This is a genomic window from Saprospiraceae bacterium (genome assembly GCA_016713025.1).
Taxonomy (GTDB): domain Bacteria; phylum Bacteroidota; class Bacteroidia; order Chitinophagales; family Saprospiraceae; genus OLB9.
The window spans coordinates 531,333-549,974 of the sequence record JADJPZ010000004.1 but is presented as its reverse complement, the minus strand read 5'-3'; the positions used below and the strand labels follow the sequence as shown (position 1 = coordinate 549,974).

Sequence of the window (18,642 nt, the reverse complement as noted above, 5' to 3'; positions counted from 1 at the left end):
GAGTGCAGCGCTTTGAAAAGTACAAGTAGGTGGCTCGTCTTAAGCGTAGCTTGACAGGCTCTTTAGGGAATGAGGGTAGCGGGGAATAAAATATGAATTTGTGCAATTCGTTTTACACACAATATTAAGTGTGTATAAAATATTATGCAGTTTACTTTTCGGAACCCGATATGGATTTGTTGAAAAGGGGGAAAGATGCACTCCCATAATGCGAAAAAGTGGAAGTATATTTTAATGGGGACTGGTATGATTTTCCAAAATCTATCAGTATAATTTTCAACTGATCATAATTTATATTTTTGGAATTTGGTTTGGGGTAAAATACTATAAAATCTATCGAACCATCCTTGTCCCAAAAGACATTTAACCAAAGTTTTACTCCTTTCAGATCAAAATTTTGTTTTGAAGCATAGTCATCAATATCTTTAAGTAATAAAGACCAACTGTCGTAGGCCTTTTCCATTTTGTTTTCACAGACGGTAAACAATAGTGAATTATAATTTTTAACTAGTTTTTCATACTCTTTTTCATCTTCGCCGATAAAATACACTTTAGTAGCTTTATCCTGTAATGCTTTTAATGTCTGAGCCTGCATGAGTTCCGACATCATCAAAAAAAATAACATGAAATTTGCTAACCGAAGCATTGAAGATGTTTATGATCTAAATATTGAGCGAAGATAAATAACTTAATTTAAATGTAAAAGAGAAAATTTATATTTTTATTAAATATTTTTCAGGATTTCCTTACTTAGTTTTGCTTTCACCTTTGATGCTGTCCATAGTTTCAAGTGTTTTATCCCAAAATCCTTTAAACATAGGTTTCAATGTGGTAAATACGGCCTTCCCTTTTTCAGGCAATGGTTCAAGCATAGGATAGGTGATTGATGCTGATTTTGCTTCAGGATTGAGTACATTCAGACTATTGACAAGCCAAAGGGCCAAGCTCAACAGATATGCAAAAAACAGGCCTTGTAATGCGCCTCCTGCAATCTTATTGATAAAGTTGATGTTGATCGCTTCAAGCATGTCTTCCATTTTTCTGCCTATAAACCTGATCAAAGCCATGATGCCTATAAAGGTGATTACCACACCAAGGATAAATGTTAATGCCGGAGTTGTCTTGATGATACCCTGCAATATATTAATGATGAAAGGCGATAGTTTGAGTGCGGCTAAAATACCAATGATTAATGACAGACTATCAAAAACTGTTTTGATAAGCCCGCGTGCATACCCAAGATAAAATCCGAGTGCAATCACAATTGCTACAAAAAGATCAATTATCATATCTTTACTGATTTACTTATCTATTTAAAATTTCCTTTGCCAATCCAGCACACCTCCTAGCAAATTGCGAACATTGGTAAATCCAAGATTCATAAGTGTGATTTTGGCAGAACCGCTTCTCGCTCCGGACCTGCAATGAATGACTATTTCTTCATCTTTATATTGCAACAGATCGGGTAAGGCAGAAGGTAAACTGCCCATTGGTATCAGTCGTGCTCCGAGATTAAATTCTTCGTATTCATAAGGTTCGCGTACATCAATAAAAATAAAATTTTCACTGTTGTCTATTTTTTGCTTTAGTTCTTCGACTGTTATGTCATTCATTTTTTAGACTGTTTTGATTTTTGGATACGATTTTCTTATTTCGTTTAATTGCATTCAGCAGGTTTATTTGGACTTACTGTCACAGTAATTTTTTCACCCATGGCTATGGTACTTACACCATCAAATGGTGGTATTTGGGATGAAATATACAGTATCGCATCGGGTTCACTTTGTCCCTTTTTTATGATTTCGCCTATTTGCAGCTTGCTACTTGAAAGTAAAAAATTGGCTTCGTCCAGTGATAAACATACCAAATCCGGGACAATCACTTCCCCACCATCTATTTTAGAAACTATACATTCGAGCGTACTTCCTTTTGCAATTTGGACATCATCATTTCTTACATCTTTAGAAAGAATCAGTGCTCCATTATACCATACTTCCAGGATATGATCTGGTTCTCCGGGATCAAAGGCGTAATCTTTTATTACAAAATCTATGTCGCGGTACTTCAATTCTGCTTTCTTCTGTTCAAAACCATTGCCATATAATGGTGGTAAATCACCGAATCTGATGGTTTCGACGCCAAATTTTGTTACAGTCACATAAATTTTTCTTCCTTCTTTCACAAATGCTCCGGGTTTGGGATTTTGATCTGTGATGATACCGCCTGTTTTGCCAACGATAAATACTGAATCAGCCACAACAATTTCAAAATCATTTCTCTTGCCATTAGATGCTGCTTTTTCAATTTCCATTCCGACGAAACGGGGAAGTTGGATTTTTTGCCCATGGTGAGTATAAAATCTGAGCCACAGTTGAATCAAAAACAATAAAACTGCTATCCCTAATGTGATCCACAAAAGGTGTTTTAAAAATTCCTTACTTTTTAAATACTCAAGCAAATTATGTTGTTTTTAATGGATTTCTTATTCAGAAAAACAGAACTTCAAAAAAATCATCAGGTCTAAAGTAAAATAATTCTTTTTGAAGCTCTATTGATGCCATTTGTCAGTTGCACAGAATAAATGCCTGCCGGGATATTTTGCATGATTACTTCTGTGGATGGTGATGTCAGGATTCCTTTTTGTATACTCCTGCCAGTGATGTCAATAATCTCATATTGATTAAAATCAGATACTTTTCCGGTAGTAGAGATTCTGAACGATTCCCTTGCGGGATTAGGATGTATGTGTATATCCTTTCCCCAATTGGTATCATCAACCGAATTTATAAAACTCTTACTTTTTTGAATTTCAAATCTTGTGATTGAAACCCATCCGCCCTGACCATCATGCACTGTAAATGTAAAAAAGTCATTGCCTTCGACATCGGTATTGTCATCGTACAGAATTTTTGCACTATTAATATCGGCCTGACTAAATGTCGATCCTATCTTTGCCTCTGCTCCGTTTATAAATATTTGGGCATTTTTGGGCAATGACACAATAGTATAAATTAATTGGTTTGCAGTATTATTATTGTCAGATGTCAATAATACAGTATCGGTAATGATCCTGTTGTTACCGGGATGTAATTTGAGTACTTCGTTTTTAACAATAAACGGACTTGAAACGGTCAGACTGGAGCATAACTCTAAATTGAATTCCTGAAGCCTGCCGCCTTCACCGGACTGTCTATCAGCAATCTGCAATTTCCAGACACCTTTGATTGGTTCATTTTGTAGAGTAGCAAGCGGATTTTCAGGTTGGTAGATTTTACCTGTATTTATTGGGCATTGAAATGATTCTGCTGACTGATCATCGAGGCCAAGACTAAGATTTTTTTGTGTTCCGCATTTTCGGCTCCATAGATTTACACTTTTACCTGATGGCGCTATTAGATAACCTTCAAGATCAACTAATCTGTTGTGTTCTCCTCTTATCAGTTTTATATTAATGTCCACGGCGGATCCATCTTCACCCACTTGCAGGGGGATATCAACTGTGGGGCTCCCAGATGATGAAATGTTGATAGATTGAACTCCAGAGGTATATGTTTTACATGCCAAGGCTTCAGTCATAAAAACCCGAACATCTGACCATAATCCCTCACCACAAGAATTTAAACCCCTTATCCTCCAATAATAGATAGTAGATTTATTAAGAATAATTTCTGATTTGACAGATGCTGCAGAAGTCATACTGCTAAATACAATTTGAGCTGATTCAAAACCCGGATTTGATGCCACCTGAAGCTCGTATTGCAAAACATCCGGTTTTAAATCCCATGCAAACTGTGGTGTGGGTGATACTCCTGAAATACCATTCTGTGGAGCCTTTGTTATGATATTGTTGATATTGTTGCTCTTGATAATCACCAAAACAGTTCTTTCTAGTGAGGCTATTCCAGGCGCATCTGCTTTTATGGTTATGGGGATTGAAATGCTTCCTGTACTTGTACCAGTGTTTATTTTGAGTACATTGTTACTTCCTGCTTTCACTTTGATAAAGTCAAATGCAGCAGTCATGCCGGAAGGCAGAGTAGAGGCAATCTGGAAATTAATATCACCGGTATATCCAAATAGTCCGGAAGTAGAAAAATTAATGATTCCGGTATTTGGTTGACATATGGTTATTTCATTGGTATTTGGTTCAAAATAAATTCCCGGCACAGAGGGTTGTTCTATCCTGGAAGGTAATGTGCCCGTTGTAAGGAAGATATTGTCAGCAGCTTTAATCACTACTCTAAAGAAATTTGTAACTCTGTTGGGTATGATGATCTCCTCTTCTCCATCGTTGGGTACATTAAGAGCCAACGGTACAAGGTTGGGGCTTCCTGTACGCAGCTCACTATTGAATGAGCCGTAAATATTGACAGCTTTGCAGTTGACAGGTGCTTTGTCGCTTCCTGCTACATCCCATGTTACTTTCACGACTTCTCCGACTTTAAATCTGAAATCTATGGCCGGATGTGTGATCTTAAATGGACCGACCAATGCGTCCACTTTTACAGAATAATCATCCCAAGCGACGCCACCGCCAGCTGGATTGTTATCCCTTACAGTAAGCTGGAAAGACATATTTCTGGTTGTATTGGGCAGCACTTCAGTTTTTTCATTAAAAATCCCTGAAGTTAAGTTTGAAGCTCTGGGAAAAAATCTGACATTGCCTGTGGCACTTGGTCTGAACGACCTGAATAAAGGTCCGGTTTCAGTTGGTGTACCTAGAGTTGCTACACTTCCTATGTCATATTGCTCCCAGGTATATGTCAATAAATCACCGTCTTCATCAGTTGCTGTACCTGCAAGTTCAAAAGGAGTCAGTACCGGAATGGTATAAGTTTTACTTGGGACAGAGATCACCGGTAGTCTGTTGGCAGTAATGATTCTTTGGGCACAACTATACGCATTTCCGCTTGGTTGTGTTTTCGCATACATCTGCTCGAGTGACCCCACATGAAAGTAATCTTCATTATCACCTATGACATTGTCCGAACCACATGAGCCCGCGTATGACATAATCGTAGATCCGCTACCTGGTTCAAATGCCGTTCCGGAAGATCTTTGAGTTGCAGAAGAAGGACAACTGTTCCAGGAATGTGACGCCGTAAACTGATGACCTATTTCATGAGCGACTATCCTCGTTACAACTACAGAGATGGATTGTGATGTGTGGCAGGTTACTCCATTCCCTTTATTACTCTGGCATAATGACCCAAGCTGAGCGACACCTCCTACATCGTTACATGTGGAAAGAACATGCCCGATATCATAAGCTGCTGAAGAAATGATGGCGTTTAGTTTACCTGTATTTGAGCCTACCAATTTCAGACCTTCTGTAGGGGTGTCATAAGGGTCGGTTGCACCATCAAGAAAGATAAGCTTGTCATTTTCGCTGATGAGTACGAAACGAACTGCCAGTTCATTTTCATAGATCATATTGAGTCTGGTCATCATAGCATTGATATCTGCGATACATGCAGCGACTGTACCTCGTCGGGCACCCCATTCACCTGTACAGGCAACTGCGGCCCTATAAATCCTCATTTCTACAGCTGGAGCACTTCTGGTGCCTGGAGGACGGAAATATTGTCTATCAGGTTTTTCAGTGGCATCCACTCCACACAAGCTTATATTTTTATACGACTCATCTATGTGGTCTTTGGTGTAATATGTGATGTGCTCAGTGGCATTGTTTGTGGCATAAGGGTCTATATAGACTTCTCCCGATGGTGATTTAATGACCGCATGTACTCCTCTGTCGGAGACAGCAAATCTTATTTGATTCAATTTTGTTTTTGTAGAATATCCTTTATAAGATTTTATATCGCGAAACTTTTGTGCCAGACCAGATTCCATCACAGGTGCTTCATAGACTATAAAAGTTTCAATATTTCCATCGGCCGAAGGCATATCGACAGTAAATGGTTCACCGTTCCTTGCTCCACCAAACTCCATAGGAGCAGTTAGCAAATGGGACCGTAATCCGGATAAGTCTACCTTAAAAGTTTGGTATTGTGTCGGAATGATTTCTCTGGTACTGTTATCTCTTAATGAAATTTCAGATTCTTTGATTTTTTTCCAAAAATTTTGTGCTTCCACAGGCAAAGTGTGTAAAAATGCGCACAAGACAAATAGGTTAAATATTTTATTCATCGGTAATTATCTCTAAAAATAAATATCAAATTAAATACAAAATTAATTAAAATGTTGCTGATCAAACTGATTTTAAAGATATTTTAATCAACTAAAATTCGATCCTACAAAATAAAATCCCATTAACAATTAATATTTTGGTAACTATAGTGAACAATATTCTGCAAAAAAATAAAATCATAATGTGTTGTAAATTAAATAATTATGATTTCAAATTTTACATTCAATTTTCTGTTTAGTATAACAACAAGCCAATTTAATAGTTTCTGTGTTTTTACTTAGGTGCGTTGGTATAAAGGATTTATTCAGCCTATATGGGGTTTAAACCCTATGAAATATCCATCATTTTTTACAAAATGATGCATTTTTTTGAATTGGTTTTCAAACCTCAACAATTACGTTCAGTTTTTCATTTGCCATACATACCCATTTCCCTGTAATAAATCAAATGCCATCCCGAAGAAAGTTTTCCAAATCTTCTTTCCATTGTAAAATTTCCGGATTTGTCGGCAATTTTTTCTACAATGACCCCATTTAGGTTATAAAATTCTCTGGTAAATGATCCGTTCAAGTCGTCAAATTCTTTTTGAAAAACCCAATTTTCCTGAGTCCATCTGAAATCCGGATCAATCATATCATTTTCATCATGTCGGGCTTTCATACCTTCCAGAGGAAAAACAGTATGCTCTAACTGAAAAAGGCTGTCTTTGCTGTATTGCTCATAAAAAGCCAAAAAGCTTTTATCAATACTTGGTGCGGATTCTGCTTCCGGGGGCTTAGTTTTGTCTTTGCAGGAGTTGGCAAACAATTGCAAGAAAATTACTAACCAAACCATATTTTTAATTTTCAACGGCATATACGGTCATTATTTTATCGTTAAGTTCGGCGAATAAACTGTATTTCACTATACAATCATCTTTATGAATTCGACCTTCAAATGTGAAACAAACCGGGCTAAAATCAAACGGACTGACTTCGAGATGCTTCTTGAAATCCAACTCTTTTTTACCATGACATTTATACATGGCTTCTTTCGCACCCCATATGACATGAAAATAGTAGAGTTTATTGTTTTGAGGTATGTATTTTAATTCATTTTCATTGATAAATCTCGGCCCGATGGCAATAATTTTGGGCACAACAACCTGTATGTCAATGCCACATAATTTTTTGCTGATGATCACCGCGGTGTAATCAAAAGTATGACTGATGGATATATTTTCGTCAGATCCTTCTATATACGGTTTGCCATATTCATCTTTAAGGCAGGCTCCACGTATTTCGTGATCAGCCACTATTGTGAGCAAATATCTGGAACAAAGCCATTCACTTTTTTTTCTTGCTTTCAGATTTTGCACCTCTGCTTCTTCTGCGTTGCTTAATTTAAGTCTTTGCAGGAAGAATTCATCAGCTTCGATATGATGCCATATACCATATCTGAATAATCCATTTTCATTTTTTGTCAATATTAAAGGCATAGATTCTTAAACTTGTGATCTCTGGCTTTGTTAGTGCTCCGAAGTTGCAACATCATATTTTTAAAAAAGCAAAACTAATATACCTTTGGGAGTTTTCGCCAATATTACTAAAATAAAAGATTTTTCCGGACATCGTTCTGCTATATACAGCATGAAATATGACCATCAGAAGCAGGTACTATACTCTGCAGGAGGCGACGGCTGGATTGTGAAGTGGTACCCTTTGTCCGACAATCCGGATGGTGTTCTCACCGGAAATACAACCACAAAAATATTTTCATTGGCACTCAATGATCGAAAATCATTATTAGTCGCGGGTGATATGGATGGGCATCTCTATTGGCTGGATTCTGCTGAAAATATAATCATCAAACGCTCTGCATTCCATAAAGGAAGTATATTGGAGCTTGTATTTGTCAATGATGACATTTTATACTCCGTAAGTAATGACGGATATCTTTGCAGATGGAATGTCAACGATATGGTGCCCGAATTGTCTTTACGCTTGTCAACACAGGGACTTCGTTGTATTAAGTATGATCAGGGCAGGGATTTACTTTATATCGGAGCAAGCGATAACAATATTTATGTAGTGGATATTTACAATTTTCAAATACAACATGTCATCACTCAGGCTCACCGCAATAGTGTATTTTGTATAGAGATGTTGGATAATTTGACTATGATCTCCGGTGGTCGGGATGCGGTTTGTCATCTTTGGGATGTCTTGGAGTATAGCAAGAAGAAGACAATTGATGCCCATTGGTTTACTGTCAATAAAATAGTGGGCATACCCGAATTATCCGCTTTTGCCACTGCATCAAGAGATAAAACCTGGAGGCTCTGGAGTGCTGATGATTTTAAATTACTAAAAAATATTGATGTTCAAAAAGGTGGGCATATCAATTCTGTCAATGCTCTGGTCTGGATTCCCGAAGCAGGTCTGATGGTTTCTGCCGGAGACGACAGGATGATCAGGATGTTCAAGATAGAAATGTCTGCTCCACAATAGGTTGTGCATCCTTGCTAAGATGATGAAGATAATTTTTGTAATACTTCAATAGCCAAAGAAGCTTCATGGAATGGAACAAAAATATGGTCATGGTGAAAAGCTGCCACGACATTGCAACTGACACCTTCATCGGCCAAAGCCTTTGAAAATGCGGCCGTCAATCCTGTGGTTTCGAGAGATGAATATACTTCTAATGTAATCCAGGCTGCCACGTATTGATAATTTATAGATTCTTTATCAGCATAATTTTTTTCCAATATCAATGTAAAAGATTCCTCTTCTTTAAAAATCATAATACAATTTTGAAGTATTTCAGTACTTAATTGCTGAACTGTACAATACACGTATGCTCCTTTATGAAGTTGAGGTTGCATGTTTTTGATTAAAGAAAATATATTTGAATCAGACATGTCTACTTTTGGTATTATATTCTTTGACTCACAAAGTAACTTTTTATTTAACACTTTATCAAAAATATAAATTGGAATTAAATATTTTTGTCAAAAATCATTAAATGACAATTTTAAGTCGCATATTGATATTTTGGTGATAACCATGACTGGATGTAATTCAAGTAGAAAGGGTTCAGATACTTCTGAAACAGATTTTGATAAACCACCAAAATGGGCCAGGGAAGCAATTTGGTATCAGATATTTGTGGAGAGGTTCAGAAATGGAAATCCTAAAAATAATCCAACATTAAAAACCTGCGAAAACGGTTTGATTGATGCTCTTCCACCGGATTGGGATGTCAGCCCTTGGGGACAAAACTGGTATGAGCAAGAGTCATGGGCAAAAAAGACAGGTCTCGACTTCTATCGCACTATACAGATGAGACGGTATGGGGAAGATTTAGCTGGTGTGGAAGAAAAAATACCATATCTGAAGGATTTGGGTATCAATGCCATTTATTTCAACCCACTCAATGATGCACCTTCTTTGCATAAATATGATGCAAGATCTTACCATCACATTGATGTCACCTTTGGAGATGATGTGGCAAGTGACTTAGATTTAATGTCAAAAGAAAATCCGGCAGATCCATCTACCTGGCAGTGGACCAGTGCTGATAAAAAGTTTATCAATTTAGTTAAAAAACTTCATGCTGAAGGCATCAGGGTCATTTTGGACTTCTCATGGAACCATACAGGAAATAATTTTTGGGCATTCAAAGACATTGAAAAAAATCTGGATAAGTCGCCTTACAAAGATTGGTACCACACCAGTTTTACCGAAGATGGAAATACAGGAAAGACCAAACTTAATTATGAAGGTTGGATAGGTATCAAAACGCTGCCAGAACTTAAAAAAATAGATCACAATGGAAAAATCCCGGGGCACCCGTATGAAGGCAATATGCTCCCCGCTGTAAAAGAGCACATTTTTGCAGTTACCGAGAGGTGGATGGATCCAAATGGGGATGGTCGTTTTGATGATGGTATAGATGGGATGCGGCTGGATGTGGCAGAACATGTGCCATTGGGATTTTGGAGAGACTTCAGAAAATTTGTCAGGTCTATAAATCCAGACTTTTATCTGGTAGGTGAAAACTGGTGGACAAAATGGCCTGATGAATTAATGGACCCGGCCCCTTGGGTCAAAGGTGATGTTTTTGATGCCGTCATGCATTATCAATGGTTTAAGGAAGCCAGAAGTTATTTTGCTGAACCAAATGACAAACTTACATTAACAGAGTTTAAGGATAAAATGAAAACCATCTTTCTAAAATATCCAGCTTATACTCAGCAGGTCATGATGAATCTGGCATCTTCTCACGACTCGCCCAGATTGTTGTCATCCTTTTATAATGTCAATAAATACAAATTTAACTGTAAACCTCAGGAAGATAAAAACTATCGCACCAACTATCCACCTGCTATCACACATCATCGTGTGAGATTGTTATTATTGCATCAGTTTACTTTTGTTGGTGCACCACACATATGGAATGGCGATGAGATAGGTATGACCGGTGCTGATGACCCCGACTGCAGGAAGCCTTTGGTATGGTCAGATATCACTTTTGAAGACGAAACTCAATCTGATTACTCTGAATACAAATACTCGGAAAAACCAAAATTTGATTCTGAAATGTATGAATATTACAAATTCATGATTCAACTAAGGAAAAGTTCCGAAGCTTTTATATATGGAAACTTTGAGTTTGAAAACTTTGATGATGACAAAAATATTCTGGGATACAGAAGAACCTTCAATGACGAAAGTTTTTTGATCCTTTTCAACAACAATGATCAGCAAAATACAGTACAGGTTCCCTTGGACATTTCCGGATTCAGTATAGTTTTTTCTTATTTGGCGGATGCAGACCAGAAAGGAAAAATTCTGACACTGCCGCCTTACTCCGGTCTTGTTTTGAGAATGATGTAGTTATTAGGGTTTAGGGTTGTGTGTATTTGATTTTTTTCGCTTCATTATAATATTTTACTGGGCAGAAAATATTCTGCGAAAAATTTAAATCATAATGTATTGTAAAATAAATAATTATGATTCTAAATTTTTGCAATCAATTTTCTGTTTGATATAACATCCATTTTTTATTTTGCGATTCAGGCAAGATAACTGAATAAAGCGCATCGTAGCTGGAAACTACGACAAACAAACGAGACTTATAAAAAATCTAACATGGTGCAAAAAAAAAGAAATGCACTCATAGGATTTGTTATGATATAAAAAATAATGTCGTTTAGTTCTACTTTGTCACCTTCAAAAATCTAAGTCAATTACGCTTTCATCAAAATGTAATCAATCGGAAACCTGATATTTTTTCATAGTTGGTTAAAGATAAATGTATGGGTGAATTAGAGTCACAACTGTTGGGCTAACCCAACAGTTCCCAATAAATCGGAAAGTCCGTATAATTTGACAAAGTAGAATTAGTTAAGACCTTTTTTTGAAGTCTTTCCCTTGCAAGGGAAAGATTTAGATAGGGTAAAACAAAGAAAAATTCCTTAAATAACCGACATTGTTATAAAATGAACAAAATTTATGTAGGAATTTTAGTTTTTAACATGGCAATTTCTTGAAGCATAGCAGTAGCTACCTTTACCTAGTGCTCTGACTATATAAAAAGTTAATTTAAGTACCATAAAAGGTGCTTAAATAAACAGGCGGATAAAATTAGTATAAGCCGAAATTGCTGATTTTTGATAACATAATACATCTAGTATCAAATAACGAACTTGTCCCCTCTATTTTAAGGGTGACTGAATAGTTGCAAAGCAAATTGAGTGAACGATTTTACTCAATAATGAGAGAACCACAAACGTCGGCTTGTGGACACATTTAGGGTGGGTAAATTTAGATGATTGGGAGTTATTTTTTTTTGAAGATCAAGGCAAAAAACATGAAGAGCGTAAAGAAATTGTCGCAAACTATTTTAGTTCTGAACTGTGGTCGCTGTGCCACAGCTAGTACAAATCCTACGGCGAGTATTTTTAACGCAAATATTCGGAAAAAGAACCATATTTAATAAAGTTATTTATTTAGTCAGAGCACTACAGACTCCTACCCTAACCCTAATTGTCCAAATCTCTCATTAATTAATGCATGAAATTTGGCCTTGAACTCATCTTGTACCAGGCTTTTATCCAATACCTGAAGCATCTCAGGTTTACAATACTTAAAAAGCTCCAGAGTATTATCAAGGACTTTCTTATTCATACCACACAAACTGTATGCTGTTAGGAAATCACTGTAATTCAATTTTCTTTTTTTACCATTCAGTGTTAGGGCCAATTCTTCAGTATCAGCAGGATTGACTATCGCTGTAGGAACTAAATCATAAGCGGGACATAATGCAAAACCACTCGCCTCTGATTCCAAAAGTGAAAAGTTTTTTAAGTGCATATCTGCATTGCCGGTAAAAAAACTGAATAAAACAAGCTCATAAAAGTTGCTCACATCCAGAATAGGATTGGATGAGTACTTCAATATCAATTTAGCTACTTGCTCATGACTACCTTTGTATTTGTCTTCAGAAAGGCGCTCACTCAATTGACACATATCTTCCATATGCAACTTAGTTTTTCGAGTCCTGTCTACACGCTTAGTTATATAACATAGAGTGCCATCTTCCAGATAGATCAAACTGTGAGGGACAACCAACAAACCACAGACTGCAGCCATGTGCATGGTGACACTCTCCAACTCAGGCAGTTGCGGATAATACTCTGATGGAGGCTTCAATATATAATCGCCATAAAGACCAACTATAGTCAGTTTTTTTGCCAAATTTTTGTCTTCTTTCCTGTGAAGGCTGAGAGATATCTTGGCTTGTACACCCGTCACAGCTATCTGACTAAGGATGACTTTCGAAGCTAATTCATCCAGATCCTGAAGTCTGTATCCTAATTGGGGTGTCTTCAGTTGACCATAAAATCTTTTATTACAAGCCTGGTGAACATCAGTGTCTAACTCCTTCAATGGCTCATAACAATGTAAACACCTTTTTCCATAAAAAGGCGAAGGTTCATGAAGCACAGACTCATGATGCTGAAATTGAGCCAAATATTTCTTTTTATAATTCTTCATTTTTTAAAACACTTACTGCACCGATACAATCTTTACAACATGCCAAAAGCAAACCCATCCTATCCCTGTGGTTGATTTTCCAGTTTTTTTGAGCTATGTCGAGCAACCACCCTTCAGGAATCAAGCCATCAAAAAAAGCAAACAATGTTTTGCTATGAAAAGGTACCTGTTGTTTTGGCAAAGTAAGGCTTATGCCTTGTAGAATATTATTTTTCAGATAGGCCTCATCATACTGAAAAAAATAACCTTCTTCAGTTTCATATATCTTACCACAATATACATCTTTCATATATACGTGTCCACTACGTTCCATATCATCTTAATATTTTATCTCTGTCCATCTGAACAGGACCGAGCATCTCGCCAAATAAACGCAAAACATCATTTACCTTATCCATTCGCAAACTTTGTTTCCCTTGCTCCAAATCTCTCACAAAATGCAACCCAACTCCAGCTTTCAGAGCCAAAGATGGTTGAGTCAATTTGTTTTGTTTACGTTTTAGTTTGATATGACTACTTAAATCAGATACTTTTTCTCGCATTTTTATACTATTTGTAGCACAAAGATACGATATTATTGATATTTTATATGATATAAAGTATATTTTAACAAAATATTACATATTTATACTTTTAATAGTATATTCTAATACTTTGATGTTAATTTTATACTATATAAAGTATAATTATGCTATTACAAATAAAAAAGGGAACCATCTCTGATTCCCTTTTTATATTTATTTCAATTGGATGACATTATCCACCAAAATCGTCAAACGCAACGTTTTCCTTTGGAATACCCCAATCATCGGCCATCTTTATCACAGACTGGTTCATCATCGGAGGACCACAGAAGTACAACTCTACTTCTTCAGGTGCAGGATGTTTGCTTAGATACTCAGCGATGACTACATTATGCACAAATCCTTTGAAGCCGTCACCATTAGGATCATCCAAATGCGTTTTGAGTGTCCAGTTGTCTTCAGGTAGTGGATTGTCCAGTGCTACTGCAAATCTGAAATTAGGAAATTGTTTTTCAATCTCTCTGAACTCCTCTATGTAGAAAAGCTCTTGTTTCGTACGACCACCATAGAAGAATGTAACTTTCCTTCCAGTCTTCAATGTTTGGAATAAATGGTATAAATGTGATCTCATCGGTGCCATACCTGCTCCACCACCTACATAAAGCATTTCGGCTTGTGTAGGTTTTATGAAAAATTCTCCATATGGACCTGAAATAGTTACTTTATCTCCAGGTTTTCTTGAAAAGATATATGAAGAACAGATACCCGGATTTACTGCTTCGTAACCATCCCACTGCCTCTTACCATCTGATCCCATCTTAAACTTAAACGGTGGTGTGGCTATCCTGATCGTCAATGAAACTATGTTTCCTTCCGCAGGGTGATTTGACATAGAGTATGCTCTGAAGATAGGCTCGTCATTGACCATCTTAAGTCCCCACATTTTATTCTGATCCCAATCCTTTTGAAACTTATCCGGGCGATCATGATATTTGGGGTGTGCTGTGATATCGATACCTTTGTAGTCCACGGTCACAGGCGGAACATCAATCTGTATATAACCCCCAGCCTGAAAGTCAAGGTGCTCGCCTTCAGGAAGCTTTACAATAAACTCTTTTATAAACGTAGCTACGTTGTAATTTGATATGACTTCACATTCCCATTTTTTGATACCAAAAATCTCTTCAGGAATACCGATTTTCATATCTTGACGTACCTTTACCTGACAAGCAAGACGCATACCTTCCGCAGCTTCTTTTCTGGTAAGGTGGTTCATTTCTGTAGGAAGCACATCTCCTCCTCCTTCATACACATGGCACTCACACATAGCACATGTACCACCACCACCACAAGCTGATGGGAGAAATATACTCCTGTCTCCCAGAGTAGAAAGTAAAGATGAACCCGGCTTGGCAAGAATTGGGTTTTCTTCATCCCCATTGACAATGATTTTTACATCACCCTGAGGTACTAACTTTTTTCGTGCATAGATCAACATGTAAGACAGTCCAAGAATGACCGCCGAAAAAACTATGATAGATAATAATACAAACATTATTTTTCTTTTTAATTCTTTTATTTAAAAGCTGCAGGATCGATACCCATCAATCCCATAAAAGCCATGCCCATCAATCCTGTAAGGAAAAAAGCCATACCTAAACCTCTCAATGCCGGTGGCACATGTGAGTAAGCCATCTTCTCTCTGATGCCCGCAATAGCAACAATGGCCAATGCCCATCCGAATCCACCACCCAATCCAAAAGACACAGACTGTGCAAAGTTGTATTCCTTAGTAATCATAAACAATGATGCTCCTAAGATAGCACAGTTTACTGTAATCAAAGGTAAAAAGATTCCAAGTGAGTTGTATAAAGATGGAGAAACTTTCTCTACTACCATTTCTACCAACTGTACTAATGCTGCTATCGTAGATATAAAAATGATAAATCTAAGGAAAGTCAAGTCCATTCCCAAAAGACCATTTTCACCAAGTAACCAGTAATCAATTAACCAATTTAAAGGAATTGTTAATCCATTGACAAATATAACTGCAATTCCTAAACCTAAAGCGGTTTTTACACTTTTTGATACAGCCAGAAAAGAACACATTCCAAGAAAGTAAGAAAGTGCAAGGTTTTCAATAAAAGCCGATTTGATAAATATATTTAATATATCGCCCATTTTAATTTTATTTTATTTTCTTAAGAAATGTCAACAAGTTTTGTATTCTTACTTCTCTGTATCCAAATGATCACCGCTACTATAAACATGGCGGCCGGGGACAAAACCAGCAAATTATTAGGAGCATACCAAGACAACCATGATACTGTAGTGTCCAACACATAATCTGCACCTGGACCAATAATTTTGTAATCCAACAGGGAGCCTTTTCCAAAAAGCTCTCGAACAGCTGCTACAATGATCAATATAATGGCATACCCTACACCATTACCGATACCATCCAGAAAAGATTTCCATGGTTTGTTGGCCATGGCATATGCTTCGAGACGACCCATGACTATACAATTGGTGATGATCAAGCCTATAAAAACTGATAAGTCTTTCCAAATCGGATAATTAACGGCCTTTAGAGCCAACTCAACAACTGTCACTAAAAAAGCAATGATGACCAACTGTACGATCATTCTGATCGATTTAGGAATATAATTCCTAAGCAACGATGTAAACAAATTGGAAAGTGCAGTCACAAAGATTACAGCTATACCCATCACGATTGCTTTTGAAAGAAGAGTAGTAACTGCTAACGCAGAACAAACTCCTAATACCTGAACCGTGATCGGGTTATTGTCATTGAGCGGATCGGTAAGCAATTTCTTTTCTTCCTTACCGAAACTGAAAGCTCCGGTTTCTTTTTTTGTTAAAACTTCAGCCATCTTTTTATTATTTTTGTGGTTCTGCTTTTTTATTCTTTTTAATGTAAGGCTCATAGTATGCCAAGCCCCTGTCAAGCATTTCATCTACTCCGTTTCCGGTGATGGTAGCACCGGAAATTGCATCTACTTCGTGATTTTTATTTTTTACGCCTCCTTTTACCACAGCTACGGATTTATATTCGCCCGCTTCGTTGTATAGTTTTTTCCCAGTAAACTGTGTATACCACGACTTATTATCTTTGATCTCTGCACCAAGGCCAGGAGTCTCACCTTTATGATCAAATGCCTGGCCTGCAATAGTGTTCAAGTCACTGTCCAGTGTGATGTATCCCCATATCTCATCCCAAAGTCCTTTCCCTCTGGCATAGATAATATTGTAAGTCTTATTGTCTGCAGCTTTAAACGTAAACATTGGAAATACTCTTTGGTCAACAGGTTTTTTGTTTTCCTTTCCTAAGTCAATATCCACTACTGAAGATGCTCCCGTCATGCTCTTCACTTGCTCCGGTGTTAACTCTTCACCTTTGCTGTTGATAGCTTTCTGGGTGATTTGTGATTCGAAGATCTTTTGTACTTCGGCATTAGAAAGAGTATTTACTTCCTTGCCCAACTGTGTCGCTACAGCAGACAGAATTCCTTTTTTATTGTACACTGATTCGTTTTCAGTATGGATGTCTTTAAGACCCGATACCATAAGTGAGAGTACAGCCGCAACTATGACTGTCATGATCAGTGTGAATCGTATTATATAACTGGTACTATGCACGGCTCAATCTTTTTTTGATGTTTGATTCTAATACAAAATAATCTATAGTTGGGGCAAAAGTATTCAGGAAGAGAATAGCCAACATCCATCCTTCAGGATAAGCTGGGTTCATCACTCTGATGATCAATCCTATAAATCCTATCAAAATACCATATATCCACTTTCCTGTATTGGTAGTAGCTGCAGTTACCGGGTCAGTAGCCATAAATGCCATCGCAAATAAGAACGATCCCATCATCAGGTGTTGTGTCCATGTGACTGTCATAAAAGGTGTACTGCCTAATGCGTTGAGCAACCAGGATGTACCAATAAGTCCTACCATCATTCCTGCCATAATTCTCCAGGATGCCACTTTTGTCAACAGTAAGATCAATGCACCAATGATGATCAATACCTTACTCGTCTCTCCTATTGAACCGGGAATCGCTCCCCAAATCATTTGACTTTCACTAAATGTGGCAGTTACTTTTTCCCAACCTCCTTCATAAGCTAATGCCAGAGGTGTAGCTCCACTATAACCATTGATGACAGTACTGGTAGCGTCAAATGTTGTTAATCCAATTGCCTCAAAAATAGAATTAAAAAATCCCGTATGCCACCAACCATAATTTACAGCTGCACCATCTCCGATTTTCTCAAATCCCGATATCCAACACTGGTCACCCGCTATGGTCAATGGATAAGCAAAAAACACGAACACTCTTGATAATAAGGCAATGTTCCATATATTCATTCCTGTGCCTCCAAAAGCTTCTTTGCCTATGATGACTGCAAATGCGATAGACATTGCCAGAATCCACAAAGGTATATCAGGGGGCATGATCAACGGAATCAAAGCTCCCGTCACAAGATATCCTTCTTCTACTGCATGGCCTTTTTTAGCTGCAAAATAAAATTCAATACCCAATCCCACCACCATGCTGACCACATATATTGGTAGCATTTTGATAAGTCCATGGGCTAACTTCAGATGAAATCCTTCAATAAATCCTAAGTACTCACCTGCAGCTACAAAGTGCTGATGTCCAATATTGTACGTACCAAAAAGATAACACAATTGCATTGCAATCACCACTACGACCATCAATCTCTTGAGATCCATACCGTCTTTGATATGTGTACCTGCTTTAGTAACCGTGTCAGGAGCGTAGGCGAAGGTAAAAAAAGCGTCATATGCCGTGTGCAGCAATGGACTCTTCTTCTTATCCGGTTCTATTTTTTTAATAAATTCTAATAATCCCATGTCTTATTATATACTACTTACTTT

At 37.3% G+C, this 18,642-nt stretch carries 18 protein-coding genes; 2 read left to right on the top strand and 16 right to left on the bottom strand.

Features of this window, described 5'->3' with window-relative positions; genetic code table 11:
- Window positions 1-151: 151 nt before the first annotated feature.
- From IPK35_08730 to IPK35_08700, 7 genes are all read right to left on the bottom strand, one after another.
- The gene (locus IPK35_08730; GenBank protein ID MBK8053339.1) at window positions 152-646 is read right to left on the bottom strand and encodes a hypothetical protein; all 495 of its coding nucleotides are present in this window, start codon (window positions 644-646) and stop codon (window positions 152-154) included.
- Between the two features lie 100 nt (window positions 647-746).
- Window positions 747-1,289: a CvpA family protein gene (locus tag IPK35_08725; protein ID MBK8053338.1), complete on the bottom strand. Its 543-nt coding sequence runs from the start codon at window positions 1,287-1,289 to the stop codon at window positions 747-749.
- A gap of 24 nt (window positions 1,290-1,313) precedes the next feature.
- Complete coding sequence (locus tag IPK35_08720) at window positions 1,314-1,613, bottom strand: rhodanese-like domain-containing protein (GenBank protein MBK8053337.1); 300 nt, start codon at window positions 1,611-1,613, stop codon at window positions 1,314-1,316.
- Window positions 1,614-1,657: 44 nt separating this feature from the next.
- Window positions 1,658-2,458, bottom strand: coding sequence for a PASTA domain-containing protein (locus IPK35_08715; protein MBK8053336.1), 801 nt, complete (start codon window positions 2,456-2,458; stop codon window positions 1,658-1,660).
- A 62-nt stretch (window positions 2,459-2,520) separates the two neighbouring features.
- Window positions 2,521-6,150, bottom strand: coding sequence for a T9SS type A sorting domain-containing protein (locus IPK35_08710; protein MBK8053335.1), 3,630 nt, complete (start codon window positions 6,148-6,150; stop codon window positions 2,521-2,523).
- 409 nt (window positions 6,151-6,559) lie between these two features.
- Complete coding sequence (locus tag IPK35_08705) at window positions 6,560-6,985, bottom strand: hypothetical protein (protein ID MBK8053334.1); 426 nt, start codon at window positions 6,983-6,985, stop codon at window positions 6,560-6,562.
- A 4-nt stretch (window positions 6,986-6,989) separates the two neighbouring features.
- Window positions 6,990-7,628, bottom strand: coding sequence for a 4'-phosphopantetheinyl transferase superfamily protein (locus tag IPK35_08700; protein MBK8053333.1), 639 nt, complete (start codon window positions 7,626-7,628; stop codon window positions 6,990-6,992).
- Between the two features lie 85 nt (window positions 7,629-7,713).
- Between IPK35_08700 and IPK35_08695 the strand changes: the two genes are divergently transcribed.
- Window positions 7,714-8,640 (top strand): hypothetical protein, encoded by a 927-nt coding sequence (locus tag IPK35_08695; GenBank protein MBK8053332.1) that lies wholly within the window; start codon window positions 7,714-7,716, stop codon window positions 8,638-8,640.
- A 14-nt stretch (window positions 8,641-8,654) separates the two neighbouring features.
- Here IPK35_08695 and IPK35_08690 read toward each other — a convergent pair whose 3' ends face one another.
- A complete protein-coding gene (locus IPK35_08690; protein MBK8053331.1) occupies window positions 8,655-9,050 on the bottom strand; it encodes an ACT domain-containing protein in 396 nt (131 codons plus the stop codon).
- 145 nt (window positions 9,051-9,195) lie between these two features.
- On the opposite strand from IPK35_08690, the gene IPK35_08685 reads away from it, so the two are divergent.
- Complete coding sequence (locus IPK35_08685) at window positions 9,196-11,028, top strand: glycoside hydrolase family 13 protein (protein MBK8053330.1); 1,833 nt, start codon at window positions 9,196-9,198, stop codon at window positions 11,026-11,028.
- Between the two features lie 1,137 nt (window positions 11,029-12,165).
- Here the strand turns inward: IPK35_08685 and IPK35_08680 are convergent.
- From IPK35_08680 to IPK35_08645, 8 genes are all read right to left on the bottom strand, one after another.
- On the bottom strand, window positions 12,166-13,191 hold the full coding sequence (locus IPK35_08680) for a HipA domain-containing protein (GenBank protein ID MBK8053329.1): 1,026 nt from the start codon (window positions 13,189-13,191) through the stop codon (window positions 12,166-12,168).
- Window positions 13,178-13,504 (bottom strand): HipA N-terminal domain-containing protein, encoded by a 327-nt coding sequence (locus tag IPK35_08675; protein ID MBK8053328.1) that lies wholly within the window; start codon window positions 13,502-13,504, stop codon window positions 13,178-13,180. Before IPK35_08675 ends, IPK35_08680 begins: the two co-directional genes overlap by 14 nt.
- 1 nt (window position 13,505) lies before the next feature.
- Window positions 13,506-13,733, bottom strand: coding sequence for a helix-turn-helix transcriptional regulator (locus IPK35_08670; protein MBK8053327.1), 228 nt, complete (start codon window positions 13,731-13,733; stop codon window positions 13,506-13,508).
- Between the two features lie 214 nt (window positions 13,734-13,947).
- Window positions 13,948-15,270 (bottom strand): NADH:ubiquinone reductase (Na(+)-transporting) subunit F, encoded by a 1,323-nt coding sequence (locus tag IPK35_08665; protein MBK8053326.1) that lies wholly within the window; start codon window positions 15,268-15,270, stop codon window positions 13,948-13,950.
- Between the two features lie 20 nt (window positions 15,271-15,290).
- A complete protein-coding gene (nqrE, locus tag IPK35_08660) occupies window positions 15,291-15,896 on the bottom strand; it encodes an NADH:ubiquinone reductase (Na(+)-transporting) subunit E (protein ID MBK8053325.1) in 606 nt (201 codons plus the stop codon).
- A gap of 20 nt (window positions 15,897-15,916) precedes the next feature.
- Window positions 15,917-16,609, bottom strand: a complete 693-nt coding sequence (locus IPK35_08655; protein ID MBK8053324.1) for an NADH:ubiquinone reductase (Na(+)-transporting) subunit D — start codon at window positions 16,607-16,609, stop codon at window positions 15,917-15,919.
- 7 nt (window positions 16,610-16,616) lie between these two features.
- A complete protein-coding gene (gene nqrC, locus IPK35_08650) occupies window positions 16,617-17,336 on the bottom strand; it encodes an NADH:ubiquinone reductase (Na(+)-transporting) subunit C (GenBank protein MBK8053323.1) in 720 nt (239 codons plus the stop codon).
- Between the two features lie 31 nt (window positions 17,337-17,367).
- Window positions 17,368-18,618 carry an NADH:ubiquinone reductase (Na(+)-transporting) subunit B gene (locus tag IPK35_08645; protein MBK8053322.1) on the bottom strand — a complete coding sequence of 417 codons (1,251 nt, stop codon included), beginning with the start codon at window positions 18,616-18,618 and terminating at the stop codon, window positions 17,368-17,370.
- Between the last annotated feature and the right edge of the window lie 24 nt (window positions 18,619-18,642).